General features: G+C 33.4%; 13 protein-coding genes and 1 tRNA gene. 4 read left to right on the top strand and 10 right to left on the bottom strand.

Going from position 1 to position 18200, the window contains the following annotated elements:
• Window positions 1-77 precede the first annotated feature (77 nt).
• Window positions 78-935 carry a 4-hydroxybenzoate octaprenyltransferase gene (gene ubiA / locus ACN1AG_RS01130; RefSeq protein ID WP_417905624.1) on the top strand — a complete coding sequence of 286 codons (858 nt, stop codon included), beginning with the start codon at window positions 78-80 and terminating at the stop codon, window positions 933-935.
• A 29-nt stretch (window positions 936-964) separates the two neighbouring features.
• Here the strand turns inward: ubiA and ACN1AG_RS01125 are convergent, their stop codons facing one another.
• The 8 genes from ACN1AG_RS01125 to cysS form a co-directional block, all read right to left on the bottom strand.
• Window positions 965-3775 (bottom strand): 2-oxoglutarate dehydrogenase E1 component, encoded by a 2811-nt coding sequence (locus tag ACN1AG_RS01125; protein ID WP_417905169.1) that lies wholly within the window; start codon window positions 3773-3775, stop codon window positions 965-967.
• A gap of 443 nt (window positions 3776-4218) precedes the next feature.
• On the bottom strand, window positions 4219-5121 hold the full coding sequence (locus ACN1AG_RS01120; protein WP_417905168.1) for a HEPN domain-containing protein: 903 nt from the start codon (window positions 5119-5121) through the stop codon (window positions 4219-4221).
• Between the two features lie 218 nt (window positions 5122-5339).
• Entirely contained in the window at window positions 5340-6425 is a 1086-nt protein-coding gene (gene mraY, locus ACN1AG_RS01115; protein ID WP_341757811.1) for a phospho-N-acetylmuramoyl-pentapeptide-transferase, read from the bottom strand.
• Window positions 6422-7792: a UDP-N-acetylmuramoyl-tripeptide--D-alanyl-D-alanine ligase gene (locus ACN1AG_RS01110; RefSeq protein ID WP_417905167.1), complete on the bottom strand. Its 1371-nt coding sequence runs from the start codon at window positions 7790-7792 to the stop codon at window positions 6422-6424. The genes mraY and ACN1AG_RS01110 overlap by 4 nt, the downstream gene beginning before the upstream one ends.
• Window positions 7793-7810: 18 nt before the next feature.
• Entirely contained in the window at window positions 7811-8728 is a 918-nt protein-coding gene (gene tsf, locus ACN1AG_RS01105; protein ID WP_367364597.1) for a translation elongation factor Ts, read from the bottom strand.
• A gap of 389 nt (window positions 8729-9117) precedes the next feature.
• Window positions 9118-10005: a 30S ribosomal protein S2 gene (gene rpsB, locus ACN1AG_RS01100; RefSeq protein ID WP_341757808.1), complete on the bottom strand. Its 888-nt coding sequence runs from the start codon at window positions 10003-10005 to the stop codon at window positions 9118-9120.
• 192 nt (window positions 10006-10197) lie between these two features.
• Complete coding sequence (locus tag ACN1AG_RS01095) at window positions 10198-11277, bottom strand: hypothetical protein (RefSeq protein ID WP_417905166.1); 1080 nt, start codon at window positions 11275-11277, stop codon at window positions 10198-10200.
• A gap of 144 nt (window positions 11278-11421) precedes the next feature.
• Window positions 11422-12804: a cysteine--tRNA ligase gene (gene cysS, locus ACN1AG_RS01090; protein ID WP_417905165.1), complete on the bottom strand. Its 1383-nt coding sequence runs from the start codon at window positions 12802-12804 to the stop codon at window positions 11422-11424.
• 67 nt (window positions 12805-12871) lie between these two features.
• Between cysS and rodA the strand changes: the two genes are divergently transcribed.
• The 3 genes from rodA to ACN1AG_RS01075 all read left to right on the top strand — a co-directional run bounded on the left by rodA (window position 12872) and on the right by ACN1AG_RS01075 (window position 15586).
• Window positions 12872-13972, top strand: a complete 1101-nt coding sequence (gene rodA, locus ACN1AG_RS01085) for a rod shape-determining protein RodA (protein ID WP_367364798.1) — start codon at window positions 12872-12874, stop codon at window positions 13970-13972.
• 422 nt (window positions 13973-14394) lie between these two features.
• Window positions 14395-14469, top strand: a tRNA-Asn gene (locus ACN1AG_RS01080).
• A 388-nt stretch (window positions 14470-14857) separates the two neighbouring features.
• Window positions 14858-15586 carry a 3-deoxy-manno-octulosonate cytidylyltransferase gene (locus ACN1AG_RS01075; RefSeq protein WP_417905164.1) on the top strand — a complete coding sequence of 243 codons (729 nt, stop codon included), beginning with the start codon at window positions 14858-14860 and terminating at the stop codon, window positions 15584-15586.
• 398 nt (window positions 15587-15984) lie between these two features.
• Here the strand turns inward: ACN1AG_RS01075 and ACN1AG_RS01070 are convergent, their stop codons facing one another.
• Both ACN1AG_RS01070 and nuoN read right to left on the bottom strand, forming a co-directional pair.
• Window positions 15985-16725, bottom strand: a complete 741-nt coding sequence (locus ACN1AG_RS01070; RefSeq protein WP_417905163.1) for a biotin--[acetyl-CoA-carboxylase] ligase — start codon at window positions 16723-16725, stop codon at window positions 15985-15987.
• 2 nt (window positions 16726-16727) lie between these two features.
• Window positions 16728-18191 carry an NADH-quinone oxidoreductase subunit NuoN gene (nuoN, locus tag ACN1AG_RS01065; RefSeq protein WP_417905162.1) on the bottom strand — a complete coding sequence of 488 codons (1464 nt, stop codon included), beginning with the start codon at window positions 18189-18191 and terminating at the stop codon, window positions 16728-16730.
• Window positions 18192-18200: the final 9 nt, after the last annotated feature.

The following is an 18200-nucleotide window of genomic DNA, read 5'->3' as shown; positions in this document are numbered from 1 at the left end:
TTTTGATCCACTAATAGCAATTCCCAATTATTTTTGTGGTATTGCTCATTTTTTTTAACAAAGATATATCATAATTAATAGCAATGCCAAATAAATTTTTTCTGAGCCTTAAATTAATGAGGCTGCAAAGCCCTACTGGCTATCTGTTGCTATTTTTCTCAGCATGCTTTGGGGTACTGCTGACCAATATTACAATTTATAATTTAGTAAAATTATTATCATTGTTTTTTATCGGAAGTATCATTACTAGGGGAGCTGGTTGTGTTCTTAACGATATTTTTGATAAAGATTTTGATAAGCATGTTTTAAGAACAAAGGATAGACCACTAGCTAATGGATCATTAAATGTAAATGAAGCGATGATTTTGCTAACTATATTATCAGTCTGTTCCTTGACAATTTTATTATCATTAAATAAAACAGCGATTTGCCTAGGGTTTCTTAGCTTTATCATGATTGTTTTATATCCGCTAATGAAAAGAATGACAAGCTTCCCGCAAGTATTTCTAGGGCTAACATTTAATGGAGTATTGATTGGCAGTAGTGCCGTAATTGATAAAATATCAATAGAATCGGGTATTATGTATATTGCCTGCTGTTTTTGGATTATTGGTTATGACACTATTTATGGTTTTATGGATATAAAGGACGATAAGAAGATTAAGATCAAGTCAATGCCACTTTTTTTAGAAAAGAGAAATTATAAATTACATTTATATATTTACTATACCATCTTCATATTATTATTCATACTTGCTAACATTATAGCAACCCATCGACCTAACTATATAGCTATTCTCTGTGCTTATATAATGCTAACTTGGCAGGTAGTAACATTAGAAATCTCAGACCCACAAAATTGTCTTACTAGGTTTAAAAGTAATAATTACGTTGGCTTAATCTTGGCTTTAGGTGCATTAGATTTGAATAATTAAATAATTATGCTGACGTTCCTAACTTAACTCTACCCCTTAATTATCAAGGCTTCTTCAAGCAATTTTTTCTGTTGCTCATTATGTATGATCGGTGAGCCGACTGCTGGTGAAGCAGACTCATTCCTACCAACATATACAAATTGATTGTTAATTGATGCATTTTTTAGGCTCTCATTTAAGTGATCTTTAACAAAATTCCATGCCCCCATATTTTTAGGTTCTTCTTGACACCAAATAAACTCTGTAGCTTTATTATATTTACCTAATATTTTAACGATAATATCCGTTTGAAACGGATATAACTGTTCGAGTCTAATAATCACTATATCTAAAATATTTTTTTCCTCTCTTTTTTCTAATAAATCATAGTAGACTTTACCACTACATAATATAATTCGTTTCACTTCCTTGGCATTTATGGCATCATTAATTTCGTCTAGCACAGGTATAAAGCTTGTATTCTCATCAAGCTGGGAGAGAGGTGATACAACCATTTTATGTCTTAATAAAGATTTGGGTGACATTACTATTAGTGGTTTACGAATATTACTGTATATTTGACGACGTAATAAATGAAAAAATGAAGCTGGCGTCGTAGGATATGTAACTTGAATATTATTTTCAGCAGCAAGCTGCAAGAACCTCTCGAGTCTTGCAGAGCTATGCTCTGGACCTTGTCCTTCAAGTCCATGTGGTAGTAGTGCTACTATACCGCTCATCTTGAGCCATTTGCTTTCACTACTGGAAATGAATTGGTCGAAAATTATTTGAGCTCCGTTAGCAAAATCGCCAAATTGAGCTTCCCAAATTACTAAATCTTTTGGATTAACTAATGAATAACCATACTCAAAACCTAAAACTGCATATTCAGATAAATTACTGTCAGCAATTTCAAAATTTGCTTGGCTTTGCGATAAATTATTTAATGGTGTATAAGTTCTATCATCCACCTGACTATGTAACACTGCATGACGGTGAGAGAAAGTGCCACGCCCACAATCTTGACCAGTAAAACGTATTTTCGTACCTGTATTTAATAAACTGGCAAAGGCTAACTGTTCTGCGGTTGCCCAATCGATAGGCTTGTCTTGTTTTAAGCTATTTTCTCTTAACTCCAATAATTTTACAAGTTTTGGATTTAAAGGAAAATCTTTTGGTATCTGACAAAGCTTTATACCAAGTTCTTTTAAGGTGTTTTTGTTAACACCAGTAGAGAGCATTTGGGCATTTGACCGAGTATAACTAGACCATAAACCTTCCAAAAACTGAGCTTGCGGCTGATAATTTTTGGCTTGTTCATATTCTTGATCTAATTTCAGTTTAAATTGTTCTTTTAATGTAGGAAAATAATTTTGGTCAATTATTCCACCTGCTACTAGTTTATTTGCAAAAATAGTCGCCGGGGATTGCTTATTTTTTATTACATTATACATAACAGCTTGAGTGTACATAGGCTCATCACCTTCATTATGACCATATTTACGATAACAAATGATCTCAACGACTATGTCTCTAGCAAATTTATACCGGTAATTCACTGCAATATTGGTAGCCTTGATCACTGCTTCAATATCATCACCATTTACATGTAGAATTGGACTATTAATTATCTTAGCAAACTCAGTAGAATATCTACCTGGTCTAGTGTCATAACTATTCGCTGTAAATCCAACCTGATTATTAATGACAAAGTGAATAATTCCACCAACATTATAAGCCTTTAAATTCGACATAAATAAACTTTCAGCTACTACACCTTGACCACAAAAAGCAGTATCACCATGCACTAAAATACTCATTACCTTCTTACGGTTAACATCTTGCATGTTGTCCTGTTTTGCTCGTACTTTACCAGCTACCACTGAATTTACTGCTTCTAAATGCGAGGGATTATCTGCCATAGAGAGATGAACTTTAGATTGTCCTCTTATCCGATCTGATGAATAGCCAATATGATACTTCACATCACCTGAGATACCTAAATCATCCGGCAAGACACTTCCTGTCATAAATCCAGAAAAAATGGCTTTATAAGGTTTAGTCATTACCTTAGCCAGTGTGCTAAGCCTTCCTCGGTGGGCCATACCTATTACTACATCTTCTATTCCATGGATAATAGACATATTTATAGCTTTATCTATAGCCACTACGGCTGCCTCTCCACCTTCTACTGAAAAGCGTTTTGCTCCAGGAAATTTGGTATGTAGATATTGTTCAAATCCTTCAATCTCTACTAAGTCTTGCAATATATTTTTCTTGTCTTGTTCCAATATATTAAAAGCTTGAACGTTACTTTCCATTTGTTCAGAAAACCAAGTTTTCTCATCTTCATTGCTCACATGAGCAAATTCTACGGCAATATCTTTAGTATAAGTTTGATCAAGCAAATTAACCAATTCCTTAAGAGAACATGCTTTTATTCCAAAAAATTCATCATCAATTTCTATAATATTATTCAACTGATCTGTGGTAAAACCAAAATCTTCTATATTAAGTCTCAACTCATTTTTAGTCTTAAGAACCTCAAGATTCAAGGGATCTAGCTTGACTAAATAATGTCCATAATTACGGTAGCTGGCAATCATTGCTTTTGCTCTGAGCTTGTTAGTTGTAGCGGAAAATTCCGTAACATACGGCAAGGGTTTTTCTTGAGGTGCAGTAATAACATGAGCAATAGTTTTATTAACTTGGTAACTATTATTATTCTCAATAGTTTGGAAATAGTCTTGCCAGCTTTCATCAACTGCTTTATGATCTGATAAATATAGCTGATATAGTTCTTCTATAAAAACAGCATTGCTACCAAATAAAAAACTAGTTTGTTTTAAATTTTTATCCATAACTCCTATTCTTGATTAGTAAAAAGCCTAGATAGCATTCTCTGTGGGGAATGACATCGTTTTTGGCCTTGACCTTACGCATAACCCCCATGGCAATTTAAAAATTGCAGAAAAGTACAAGAGTCTATTAGCGAGACCACGTAGTGGTCGTGGCAATCCACATTTATTAGATTGCTTCGTCGCTACTAAAATAGCTCCTCGCTAATAGACGTCGGGCTGTTTTCTTCCTTATGACTTTTAAATGCCACGCGTAAGGTGAACTTGTAAGTATCATTTCACCCCAATTCGGGATAAGAATTGACAAATTCTTATTCCGAATTCGCGTTAGATGTCATTCCCCACGGGGAATGACATCAAGGCTATCACCATTACTATGCCTTAAACCTTTTCGGGTTAGCTATAAGTATCATTTCCAATTCTCCAAATCATTTGAGTATATACAATTACGTTACTTCTGTATTATTAATTCTTTCTAAACAGATTCTTTCAGTAACTGTCTTTAATTCTTCTACCCGGTTGATCAGGTAAAGTAATTGTTCTTTACTAATTTTATAGTGTTTATCATATCTTGCACCAACATAAGCACCTAGGAGTAACTTAAAGCACTCTTCTTGTTCAAGAGTCTCATGTGGAAATATCTTATAGAGGTCATAATGATAAATTCTAGCCTGCTTGCCAAGTTCCAGTATATCATGTAACTTTGGTTTATAACCAGTAAAAACTAGCAGAATAGCATTATAAAAGCTCTCGGTAGCTTGATGAAGCGAAAAGGCTGATAAAGCATTTTCATTATTTTCAAGATAAGCATTTACACCAATAAGAAATCCTTTACCTTTTCCAAACCAATATTCATATTCTTCCTCAGCTATTGGTCTTCGTTCCGACCATGGTAATTTTTTGGCTTCAGATAATATAAATTCACCACTATCATATAAAAGAACTCCTTCTTTCTTGATATCACAAAAGAAATACTGACCTTTTTCCAATTGGCTATTTACCCGCTTAATAGGCTCAAATATCAGGGTAACTGGCTGCCTTTTCATCATGGTATCTATATTCATTGGGAATTTTTTATCGAGCCTTTTTTCTATCGTATATTGTAGTTCTCTAGCTTGATGACCTGCATATTTGCCTTTCTTTAAAATCAACAAAAGATCAAAATCACTTTGATAGCTGTAGGTAATATGCTCTTGCTGATATATGTCTTGTACCCAATCTCCTCTAGCATAAGAACCAAATAAAATAATCATCGCTATTTTTGATTTGCCTACGTCTAGAATTTCTTTAATAATATTGTCTAGTTTTTCTTTAATAACTAATGATCGGCTAGGTAAGGTAGTTTTCATAAAGCTATTTTTTTTATCTTAGATCAACTATATACCAAATAATTAAATAATCAACAACAATTTAATCTTAGATTGTAAAATAATTTAAAATTACAACCAGTAATTGTTATATGTCATAATCAGTAACAAATAATATATATAGTCAATTGATGAGAAGTAGGTAGTGCCGTCTTCGATCGCTCCTGCTACCCAAGCTTCCTGAATTGACTATAGCTTTTCTACCGCAGTTTTAGTGAAGATAAACCAATTAGAGCAAATATTATGGCTATAATCCAAAAACGTATCACAACTTTTGATTCCGGCCAGCCATGTTTCTCAAAATGATGGTGCAGCGGGGCCATTTTGAAAATTCTTTTACCATTAGTAGCTTTAAAATAATATACTTGAATAATTACTGATAAAGTTTCAATAACAAATAATCCGCCAATAATTGCTAGTACAATTTCATGTTTGGTTATAACGCTAATAACACCAAGAACGCCACCAAGACTTAGGCTTCCAGTATCTCCCATAAAAATTTCTGCTGGCTGTGCATTAAACCATAAGAATCCTAGGCTAGCACCAACAATTGAAGCACAGAAGATAGTTAATTCAGAAATATTTGGTATATACATAATTTGTAGATAATTTGCATAGAAACTATTACCGACCAAGTAAATAATTAAGGTAAAAGAACCTGCAGTAATAGCAATAGGTACTATGGCAAGACCATCAAGACCATCTGTTAGATTCACCGCATTTGATGCACCAACTATCACAAACATGCTAAATGGTATATAAAACAAACCTAAATCAATCAATAAATTTTTAAAAAATGGAATAGTGAGCAGATTGTTTCCCTGACTATTGGAATCTCTTAATAGTAAACAGGCAATTAGACAAATAGTGAACTGAAATAATAATTTCTTCTTTCCGCTAACACCTTTATGGTGGTTTTTTGTTACTTTAGCATAATCATCCATAAAACCAAGTACACCAAAACTAACAAAGACAAATAACACTATCCATATATATTTATTAGTAAGGTCAGAGAATAATAGAGTGGAAAGACAAACGGTGAAGAGAATCATTATCCCCCCCATAGTTGGTGTTCCTACTTTTGCTTTGTGTGTTTCTGGTCCGTCGTCACGAATTGGTTGACCATATTTTTGTAAATTTTGTAAAAATCTAATTAACCTAGGCCCTATTAAAAAAGAAATGGTCAAACTAAATAATATGGCAAGTCCAATACGAAAAGTAACATAGTGGAATAAATTGGCTATATGTAATTTATGTATATAGGGGGCAAGAAGGTTGTATATCATTGTAGTAATTCAAAAGATTGTATAATTTTACTAAGTTGGATACTGTTAGATCCTTTTAGTAAGAGTAATTCATCGCCTTTAAGTAATTCATTTAAGTTTTCTATCAACAAATCAACATTATCAAAATGCATTTTTTCTATGTCATTTGGCAAAGAATCGTATATATGTTTGGTAAGATTACCTACTAAAAAAACCCTCTTAGCACTAGAATCAAGAATTGCTGGTATTAAGTCTTTATGGAATTTTATCGAATTTTCTCCCAATTCTAGCATATCACCTAGTATAGCAACTTTTTTCTGTCCACTAAGCTGTTTTAGATATAATAAAGCAGCTTTTACTGATGCTGGATTAGCATTATAATAATCACAGATAATTTGATAGTTTTGACCATTATATTTAGCGTTGACTAGTTTCCCACGTCCTTCAGTTAATGATATTTTGCTTAATTGTGTTGCTGCAGCATTAATATCTAAGTTCAGTATTGCTGCTACCTGAAGAGCAGCAGTATAATTTCTAGCATAATGTTCCGGTACAAAAGGAATTCTAATATCTATTTTAGTATTACAGATAGAATAATGTAGATGTACTTCTTGTCCAATATGCTCATATGATACTAATCTAGAATCTGTGCCTTCGGACTTACCAAAACTATATATATTATTAATCGATAATTGTTTAAGATTCTGTAAAATTCGGTCATAATATTGATGGTCTGAATTTACAACAGCTATGCCATTTTTTGGCATTCCTTCAAAAATTTCACATTTGGCATCAACCAGACTAAGCATAGATTCAAAAAATTCAAGATGGGCTTCTGCTATTGTAGTGATTACTGATATGTTAGGTCGTACCATTTTTGTCAGCTCTCTTATTTCTCCTGAATGATTCATACCCATTTCAAAAACAGCATATTCTATATCATCAGGCATCGAAGCAAGATTTATAGGCACGCCAAGGTGGTTGTTAAAATTTCCTCTACTAGCAAAAGTAGATCCAAAATAACTTAATATAGTTTTGATTGCTTCCTTAGTACCCGTTTTACCAATACTACCGGTAACACCAATAAACATTGCTTTAGATTTTTTACGTTTATACTCAGCCATGTGGTGTAGAGCAGCTAAGGTATCAGAGACCATAATTACTTTATTATCAGGTAACCCTTTTATTGCCTTACTAATAATTACTGCATTTGCTCCTCGTTCTAGAGCGTGTAAGGCATAATTATGTCCATCATTATTACCTTGCAGAGCAATAAATAAATCGCCGTTTGCAACGGAGTTGGAATTAAACTGAATCTGCCTCCCCTGAATATCAGGATGTACCTCAATATTCAACGCACTACTCAAGTCTTTTGCTGACCAAATCATTTGAGTATACTCTTTTTCCTAGCTTTGCATGACAGCTGCAACTTCGTCCGCAAAATTTTTATCTTCTTGCTTTATGCCTGCACCTAGTTCATATCTTATAAACTGTGTAATTTTAATCGAAGTTCCTAATTCTTTTGCAGTGTTATCCATAACTTCAAAAACTGTTAATTTATCATCAAATAAAAAGTTTTGTTCAAGCAGAACAACTTCTGCTAGGAACTTACGTATTCTACCTTCAACCATTTTTTCAATGATATTGTCCGGTTTACCGGAAGCTTTTGATTGTTCAAAAAATATATTTCTCTCACGTTCAATTAATGTTTGATCCAAAGTTGATGTATCAAGGCTATAAGGATTACTTGCCGCTATATGGGTAGCAATTTTCTGTCCTAATTCTAGGAGCTTAGCTTTATCTTTGGTAGCTGATTGTAAACCAACAATGACAGAAATCTTACCCAAACCATCAGCAACAGTGTTATGTACATAAGATGCAACTATACCTTCTGATACCTGTAAGACATCCATACGACGTAGATTTAAATTTTCACCAATTGTAGCAATATTATCTAATATTTCTTCTTCAACTGATCTACCTGTTGATGTTTTTGCTAATTTTAGTGATGGTAAATTATCTTGTTTCAAAGCTAGTTCAGCAATATTCCTAACCAATTGTTGAAATTTATCGTTTCTTGCAACAAAATCTGTTTCCGAATTTACTTCTATAATAGCCCCAACATTATCTTTAATGTGTATTGCTGTTAGTCCTTCAGCAGCAATTCTATCTGCTTTTTTTGCTGCAGCTGATAATCCTTTTTTTCTTAACCAATCAATAGCTGCTTCAAAATCTCCCTTTGTTTCAAGCAAAGCCTTCTTGCAGTCCATCATTCCTGCACCAGTTTTCTCTCTTAATTGTTTTACAAGTCCAGCATTTATCATTTTACTCTCCTTTATTTAAGGTTTATAGTTATTTTTATTGGATTGAGGAGTCTACCAACTCTTGAAATCATAGCAGTATATATGCTGTTAACTTAACCTGAGTTTGATGTAAGATATCGGTTTAATAATCTCGATGCATCCCTACATCTTCGATGTCATCCCTGTTAGGGTTGATGCTCCCCCTAATTCACCTTCGATGTCACCCCTGCTTCAGTGCGGGGTCTAAAGAAGTAGCAAGGATTAGGTGCTTAAACATTTTTAGATCCCTGCTTTCGCAGGGATGACATAAACCCTTCGGGGATGCTATCTAGACTGCTTAAGTTGATACCCATGTGACCTTCGCAGGAATGACATCGAGGCTACTTAAATTGACACCCCCTAAATACTAGTTATTTTTTTGTTGTAGCAACTTCTGCAAGCTCTAAAGCTGTCTCAAACTCTGACTCTAGTGCTTCTTGATTATTTAGGTCTAGAGTTTTAGAAAATTTCTTGGTTGATTTTAACTTAGTAATACCTTTTATATTTGTACCTTTTTCTTCATGAGTAGCTATGCTTCCTAAATCAACACCAGATGCAGCTAAAGCCTCTTCTATACCGGCAAGTGCTGCATCAGCAAACAAGGTGCAATAAAGTCTTATAGATCTTATTGCATCATCATTACCGGGAATAGGGTGGTCTATATTGTCTGGATTAGAGTTAGTGTCAACAATAGCAATTATTGGAATACCTAACTTTACTGCTTCTTGGATTGCTAAATGCTCCTTATTAGTATCAATTACCACAAGCAAATTGGGTCTTGTCCCAATATGTCTAATACCCCCTAAGGATTTAAGTAATTTATCCTTTTTACGGGTCATTTCCAGTATTTCTTTCTTAGTATAACCGGAATATTCCTCTTCATTCCCCAAAACTTTCTCAAGATTATCCAGCTTTTTTATTGAGCCAGAAATTGTTCCCCAGTTGGTTAACATACCACCAAGCCATCTGTGGTTAACGTAATATTGCCCACATTTTTCCGCATACTCAGCTATTATATCACTGGCTTGAACTTTAGTACTGACAAATAATATTTTACCGTTTTTCTTGACAGTTTCATAAATTACACCCAAAGCTATCTGCATCAGGGCAGCAGTTTGTTGTAAGTCAATTACGTGGATATCATCTCTGACACCATAAATGTAAGATGCCATTTTTGGATTCCAACGTGAGGTTTTATGACCAAAATGTACCCCAGCATCAAGTAAATCTCTGACATTAACAGCTTGTAGTTTAGACATTATTAAATCTCCTTAAAATGTTAGTTATGTACCTACTATATAGGTACTCCTCTGCAAGAGTTGATACCAAAGAAATTGGACTAACAACTAGGCTCTTACGTGTGAATTTTGCTTAAATACAATAAGCACAGCTTATTATATATTTGATCAACATATTTGCAAGGGTTATGTTGAACGTAATTATCAGGGTAATTATAGAGGTAATTCCATAATATTTACAGTATCCACTCCTCCTAGCTCAACTTGAGTATCAGAAGCATAAATATCGTCAAGTGCTATAGCGGATGAACCGTCATTACTAATTTGACTTACTGTAGTGACACTGTTACTGTTATTATTTTCTTTGGCTTGTGTAAAATGTGCAAACATACATGCTCCTACAATCGTTCCAAAAAGTGCTGGATGTTGCTGGGCAATATCTGTAAACTCTAATTCTTCTAATTTTATATTAGTAACTTCCTCTTCTCTAATAATCTTTGCTTTAATTAACTCTTGCACAAAAGAATTAGTGGTAATAGATTTTTGTAATTCTTTTAAATAGTTAGAAAAATCTATTTTTGTCATTATCCCCTCATTAGTTATAAAGATATCCGGCACGTGCAGTTTTTCTTTAACATTAGCAGCATAAGAAAGTAAGTTCTTTGCCATAACACTCAAACCACATGACATAAAAAAGTTATCTAATATTTTCGAATTGGTAGTATGATCGGCCTGCCAAGTCACATCATCACTTGATAAGAAACTACAAGTAGTATTTTTAAATTTTACTGGATTATCTAATAAGTGAGTACCGTAGCAAGATACAGATGTGAGTTCGGTAGAATCTACTTCATAAGTTAACCTTGATATTTGATCTATAATTAAAGAAGCAGGTAACATTTTCGGTGATCCCATTGTTCCTTCAGGATCATAACTTAGACCAAGGTGATATAGACCTTCTTTGATAATACCATGCATTTGCAAAATTATATTAAGTTTTTTTATATTATATTTTTCTATATAAGGCTTTGCAATCTCGTATATCTTACCTAAATCATTCCATCCATACCAATGATGACCAAAAACTAGTGTATGTCCTGCGGATCGTAAGGATTCTTCGCTAATAGGAGAGTGCAGAGCATTAAATACACTCAATCCTGAACCTATTAATTTTACATTTAGAGTTTCTGCTCCAGGCATTTCATAAAATTTATGTTGATTTAATAAGTTATAGTTGTCACAGGGTCCATTTTTAAATAGAACATCATTTTCAAAAATTTTTATCTCTTTCATAATTCTCCTTTAATTTCTTTTATATTAAGTAGCTGAAATTCAAAACCGGTAAAAACGATTTTAACTAGTCATATAAACATTTTTGATTTTAAATCAAGAAAATATAAAAAAACATTCCTTAATAGTTAGTAAATGTATTCTTAATCAAACTTTTCTCCAACTAGTTGATCCATCTAGTTTGTCTTCTAGAATTATGCCATCTTTTGATAAATTTTGACGAATTTGGTCGGCTAATAACCAATTTTTTTGTAATTTGGCTTGCCTACGTTGCTCAATATGCTGGAGAATCGGTTCATCATTTATTTCACAGTAAAACCACCTACTAGCTGGTTGGGTCATTAGACCTATAAAATTGCTGCATGAAAGTAGGTAAGAGGCATATAAGTACTTATCATCTTCTTTGTTACTCGCAAAGATCAGTTTAGCATAATCGTTTATTACTTTAATGGCTAGAGGTGTATTCAGATCATCGAATAAATGAGATAAAAATTCTTTTGGAATGTTTTGGACGTCAAGTTTGTTAATATCCAAATTGTCTATCGCTCTATACCAATAATTCATTGTTTTTGTAGCATCTTCTAGAGCTTTATTGTTGTAATCTAATGGTTTACGGTAGTGGCTACTCAGTAACAGTAATCTAACTACGCTACCAGGGATTTTTTTATCTATCAAATCTTTTACAGTAATAAAATTATTGAGTGATTTACTCATTTTCTCACCATTACAGGTCAGAAATCCATTATGCACCCAATATTTAGCAAAGTGAGAGTTTGGGAAAGCACATGTACTTTGTGCTATCTCATTAGTATGATGAGGAAAAATTAAGTCTGCCCCTCCACCATGAATGTCAAAATTTTCTCCGAGATATTTATAGCTCATCGCTGAACATTCTATATGCCAGCCTGGTCTACCTCTTCCCCAAGGGCTATCGAAATTTGCCAATATTTCTTCATCTTTACTGGCTGGTTTCCATAATACAAAATCATGTGGTTGCTTTTTTGATGGATTATTTTCAATACGCACCCCCTCTAGCATTTCATCAAGATTACGATTTGATAATTTTGTATAATTTGGGGCGGTAGAAATATCGAAATAAACATGATTATCTGCGATATAAGCGTGGTTTAGGTCAAGTAATTTTTGAATAATCACAATCATGTCATCAATATGCAAGGTGGCTTTTGGCTCGATATTTGGCGTTTTGCAACCTAGATATTGCATATTAGCATGAAATTCTTCGGTAATTCTAACTGTTAAGTCAGAAATCGTTATTTTGAGTTCTTTGGCTCTATTTATTATCTTATCATCAACATCGGTAATATTACGCACATATTTTACATGATTTTGACCAAATATTTTGCTTAGTGAGCGGTATAAAATATCGTATACTACTACGGACCTAGCGTTACCAATATGGGGATGATCGTAGACGGTTGGACCGCAAACATACATTTTTACTAAATTACTATCTAGCGGTATGAAAACTTCTTTCTTGTGAGTAAGTGTGTTATGTAATAATAATTTCATGTTTTTTAATCGTAATTAATAATATCATTTTACAGCTAATTTTTATGGATATCTATCTAGAATGTCAATTCAAAGAAATTATTTTGAAAAACTAAAAAAACTACCAATTACTTTAATTATGCTTATTAGTGTGATTTGTAGCATTGGTTTTGTTGTACTATATTCCGCTTCAGACAGTAATATTCACCCTTGGGCGTATAAGCAGATGATGCATTTTTTCCTGTTTTTACCAGTTGTGATTATTATTGCAACCATTGATATAAAATATATATTTAAATTCTCATATATATTTTATATTGCTATTATTATCTTATTAGTTAGTGTTGAGCTTTTTGGATCTATTTCTATGGGAGCAAAGCGTTGGATAGATTTAGGAGTTATCCGTGTGCAGCCTTCTGAACCAACAAAACTAGCAGTAGTGTTAATGTTAGCTAGGTATTTTCATCAACTAAAAATTGAGGATTTTGCTAGATTTTACAAGATATTATTGCCTATAATAGGTGTGATAGTACCAGTTATACTGATAATAAAAGAACCGGATCTAGGTACTGGAGTGATTAATATCATTATTGCTAGTATTATTTTTTTTGCTGCTGGTTTTAGAGTAAGAAATTTTGTAATAATTGGTATTATAGTCCTTACTTGCATACCAGTTATGTGGCAAGTGATGCATGATTATCAAAGAAAAAGAATCATGGTTTTTTTTGATCCTGAGAAAGATCCTCTTGGAGCTGGATATAACATTATTCAATCAAAAATCGCTATTGGTTCTGGTGGGTTGTGGGGCAAGGGGTTAGCTAAAGGTAGCCAAAGCCATCTAGATTTTTTACCAGAGCATCAGACCGATTTTATCTTTGCTACTTTTGCTGAAGAATTTGGTTTTGTTGGTAGTTTGTTTCTGTTAATTCTTTATTGTGCAATTATAATAATTTCATTAATGATTGCTGTGAATTGTAGAGCTATATTTAGTAAACTGATGGTAATAGGCATAACATCAACCCTATTTAGTCATGTATTTATAAATATAGCTATGGTGATGGGATTATTGCCAGTGGTAGGTGTGCCTTTACCTTTTATATCTTACGGCGGTACAATGATGGTATCAATGCTTATTGGGTTTGGATTAGTAATGAATGCTCAGGTACACCAGCATAGTAATGTTTCTTAATTAACCTCAGTTCGATATAAGAATTATTAATTCTTATATCGAACTGGCTTTGTTATAAGGAAAAATGCATTCTTAAAGCGGCTAACGCGAATGCATTTTAAACCTTTCTAAAGCTAAAAACATGATTTTAACCTTTTAAAATCATGTTTTTAGCAAAATATTAATTTAACAATCAGATGCAGAGCCGTCTCAAATCTGATTGTTTCTATAATTTTACCGAATTTGGGATAAGAATTGGCAAATTCTTATCCCGAATTCGCGTGATATACGTTGCGGGTCGAGATTCCAAGTCTCCTTCAAATGCCTCAGCATAAACGAATTCTGCAAGAGGTCTATTTATTTTTTATAGATAAAATAAGAAAATACTAGACCCTAGTCAAAAGATTTGTTATAAGAAACCTAGTCTATATAAAGGCAAATGTTCCTCGGTAGCTCAGTGGTAGAGCAAACGGCTGTTAACCGTTCGGTCGCTGGTTCGAGTCCGGCCCGGGGAGCCATTCAAGACTAGTAGTAGTTTTTTCGAATATATAAAACGGGAAACGCAAGGTAAACTCTAGCTTCTGATCGTTTAGTTTGAGGTTCTGAAGTATGAAACTTATCATCTTACGTTTTTGAGGGCTTTCAGAACCTTTGAAAGTCTCATAGGCTTCAGAGGCAAGATTTGTGAGTTGCAGTGGTGTCAGTAAATTTATCATCTGCTTTAATAATTGGCTAATTTCATACTGACAATCTTTTAATTTCTGTTTTTTGGTTTGAAATTCTTCTTTACTAACTTTACCACCAAGTCTTAAATCAATTAATAGATCTCTTTCTAGGAATATGTGTTTTTTCTTGCATTTTACGGGAGATCCATACATGAGGTTAAATATAGTTATATGGTAGTTTATGCATTCTGATGTTGCAATTATTATCCCTTCAAGACTTGATTCAGTAAGACTTCCCGAAAAACCTCTACAACTTGTAGGGGGAATCTCAATAATTGAACGTGTTCTTAGGCAAGTATATTTAACCAAACTAAGAAATATTTATGTGGCAACTGATTCAAAAACTATAGCTAAAATAGTTACTGATTGCGGTGGACAAGTTATTATAACAACCCAGGAATGTCAAACTGGTACCGAACGTGTATACGAAGCATTTCAAGCAATACCTAACAATCACCATATTAATTATATCCTGAATGTACAGGGTGATATGCCTTTTGTTGAACCGGAATCAATTATCAAAGTTATTGAAAACCTAAAGTCCAGTAGCCATGATATTATGACCCCAGTAGTAAAAGTTGGTATAGATGCCGTAAATGGTCATAGTAATGTCAAAGTTATTACTGATCATAATGATAAGGCTTTGTATTTTTCTCGTAATCTCATTCCACACGGTGCAGAAGAATTTCTATATCATGTAGGAATGTATGGGTTTCGCAAAGAAGCATTAACTAAATTCATAAACTTACCTGTTTCAACTTTAGAATTAAGCGAGAAACTTGAACAACTAAGAGCCTTACAAAATAACATGTCCATAGGGGTATGTTATGTTAACAATATCCCTATCTCTGTTGATACAGCAGAGGATTTAAACAAGGCTATAGAGTTTTATCAAAAAAATATCAGTTAATAACTCACCTTACGCATAACTCCCATGGCAATTTAAAAGTCATGAGAAAAACAGCCTAGCGTCATTGCGAGGAGTCACTTTGTGGCGACGAAGCAATCTAATGAATGTGGATTGCCACTCATAGTACCCTACATTTTTCTATAATCGTCATCGCGAGGCATCTTTAGATGCCGTGGCGATCTAGGTAAACAGCGAAGCTGTTTTTTCTAGTACGCTTCGCGTATCCTGGATTGCCGCGTCGTCGCTTTCAGCGACTCCTAGCAATGACGATCAGCAGCCATTTTAATAGTGGTTATATAAAAAATGTAGGGTACTATGATTGCCACTACACTCACGTGGTCTCGCTAATAGACGTCTTGTACTTTTCTGCAATTTTTAAATGCTATACGTAAGGTGAATTAATAAATTATTTCCGTAGCATAATTAACGCAACAAACCTGTCCTGATGCAAGCTGAATCCTTATGCTCCCGTTTTCATCTATGTCTTTAAAAATTCCTGAAATTTTTGTGTTTCCATCATTTACGCTAACCATCTTACCTAACTTATAAGCTCTTTTAAGCCAATATTGTCTTATTTTACTGAACCCTTCTTGTTTCCATCTACTAAAATATTTTTCAAAATTAATCATGAGAAGCTCTAATAAATATTCTAGATCTTTTACTTCTATATTCTCATCGGATAAATTGGTTGCCAATTGATCAATATTTAAAGGGCTTCCCTTAACGTTGATGCCAACACCTATAATAAGATAATTATTATCATTTATACTAATAGATTCAAGCAATATACCCGATACTTTCTTGTCGTTTATCAAAACATCATTGGGCCATTTTAATTTGATAGAATTCTCCGATTCCACCCACAAAGATCTTATGGTTTTATAAACAACAATAGCCATAACAAAAGATAATTGTGGAATAAAATTAAGATCAATCTTATGATTTAATAATATACTAACATACAAATTTCCTAGACTAGAATGCCAGGCTTTTGTATTTCTCCCACGCGATTTTGTTTGATTTTTAGCAAATATTACATAATTTTTATCAGGACAAGCCTTAGCCATCCTAATAGCTTCAGAACTGGTACTATCTATCTCATCAAAAATTAGTAGATTATATTTTTCCTGCCATGACATAGCTATAAACCATCCATAGTATCAGCAAGTGGCTGGATAAAAACACACAGAAACAATAAAACTCCAATAATCAAATAGCATATAAATTTTAAACTCTTAGGTGTTGGTACTAAAACTCGTTTTAAACTTTTATTCGCCTCAAAGAAGTACATAGACTTAACTATTTTCAGGTAATAATAAGCCGCTATAACACTTGTGCCAATAGCTATAAATGCTAGAGTAAATTGCTTCTCTATAATAGCCTGATAGAAAACGCTGTATTTCGCAAGAAATCCTGCCAGTGGTGGAATGCCTATCATAGAGAACATGATAATCGCAATCCCAGCAGCTAACGCCTTACGGGTAGAAGCAAGGCCTTTAATATCATCAAAAGTTGCCGAATCTGATTTTTCACCCAGCAGAGTAATTAGGCAGGCAAAAAAGCCAGTGACAGAAGCAGCATAAATAATCATATATAGTAATGCTACCCTATCACCGTGAGGAGTATGAAAAGAAATAGCCATTAAAACATAGCCAATATTTAGAATAGTGCTGTAACCCATTAGCCTTTTAAGGGAGGTTTGTCTAATAGCACCAGCTGCCCCAATAAGCATGGACAAAATCGCAGTGATTTTTATTAGATCAACTGAAATTTGCTTATAATCTCCAATTACCATAGTCATTATATTTAATAATACCACCACATTGCCAATTTTTGTGGCAGCAGAGAAATAGGTAATTGAAGGAATGGGAGACCCTTCATATACATCTAGAGTCCAACTATGCAAAGGAGCAGCTGATAATTTAAATAAGATACCACTTAAAAAAAGCACTAAACCCACTATTAAACCAATATTTGGCTGCGGGGAATGATTCAATTTCTGAAAAATATTACTATAATCTAAACTACCGCCAAATCCATAAATAAAGGAAATGCCAAATAACGTTAGGCAGCTAATCAAAGACCCAAGGATAAAATATTTTAACGCTCCTTCTGATGCTTTAATATTATTCAGATTAAAGCCAGCTAATACATAGGCTACCAGTGCCTGTAACTCCATAGCAACAAATAAAAGTAAAAAATTACGGGCTGATATAGTAATACAAATAGCAACAGTCGATAGTACTATTAAAGTAATAAATTCACTTTTAAATTCTTCCCCAGTAATTTTACAATATGCCTGATAAATCATCATGGTCATTATTGAAAATAATAAAACAAAGAATTTAAAACCAACAGTAAAATGATTAACGACAAAAGAATTATGAAAAGCTATTATATCATTATCTGAACCTTGTAAAGCAAGATACTGCAACTGTTGAAAAGCAACAATAAGTAATATTGCCGATAGTAATATCTGAATATTGCTAATGGTTTTAGTTTTTGTACTAAATAACACTGCATATGTCTGAGTAAATAAAGCTAGTAAGGTCAGCATTATCTCAGGTAAAATAATTACAAATTGTTTAAGAATTGGGTCTGTCATATTGCGAGT

The organism is Candidatus Tisiphia endosymbiont of Micropterix aruncella, from assembly GCF_965178575.1.
In the GTDB taxonomy this organism is placed as follows: Bacteria; Pseudomonadota; Alphaproteobacteria; order Rickettsiales; family Rickettsiaceae; genus Tisiphia.
The sequence above is the reverse complement of the archived record's forward strand: the minus strand, read 5'-3'. Positions and strand labels throughout refer to the sequence as shown.

Bases quoted from the DNA above. Each gene is read 5' to 3' on its own strand.
- nuoN (WP_417905162.1), bottom strand. From the start codon at position 18,191: ATGACAGACCCAATTCTTAAACAATTTGTAATTATTTTACCTGAGATA.
- cysS (WP_417905165.1), bottom strand. From the start codon at position 12,804: ATGAAATTATTATTACATAACACACTTACTCACAAGAAAGAAGTTTTC.
- ACN1AG_RS01120 (WP_417905168.1), bottom strand. From the start codon at position 5,121: ATGAAAACTACCTTACCTAGCCGATCATTAGTTATTAAAGAAAAACTA.
- ACN1AG_RS01125 (WP_417905169.1), bottom strand. From the start codon at position 3,775: ATGGATAAAAATTTAAAACAAACTAGTTTTTTATTTGGTAGCAATGCT.
- ACN1AG_RS01070 (WP_417905163.1), bottom strand. From the start codon at position 16,725: ATGTCATGGCAGGAAAAATATAATCTACTAATTTTTGATGAGATAGAT.
- tsf (WP_367364597.1), bottom strand. From the start codon at position 8,728: ATGATAAATGCTGGACTTGTAAAACAATTAAGAGAGAAAACTGGTGCA.
- ACN1AG_RS01110 (WP_417905167.1), bottom strand. From the start codon at position 7,792: ATGATTTGGTCAGCAAAAGACTTGAGTAGTGCGTTGAATATTGAGGTA.
- ACN1AG_RS01075 (WP_417905164.1), top strand. From the start codon at position 14,858: ATGCATTCTGATGTTGCAATTATTATCCCTTCAAGACTTGATTCAGTA.
- mraY (WP_341757811.1), bottom strand. From the start codon at position 6,425: ATGATATACAACCTTCTTGCCCCCTATATACATAAATTACATATAGCC.
- rpsB (WP_341757808.1), bottom strand. From the start codon at position 10,005: ATGTCTAAACTACAAGCTGTTAATGTCAGAGATTTACTTGATGCTGGG.
- ACN1AG_RS01095 (WP_417905166.1), bottom strand. From the start codon at position 11,277: ATGAAAGAGATAAAAATTTTTGAAAATGATGTTCTATTTAAAAATGGA.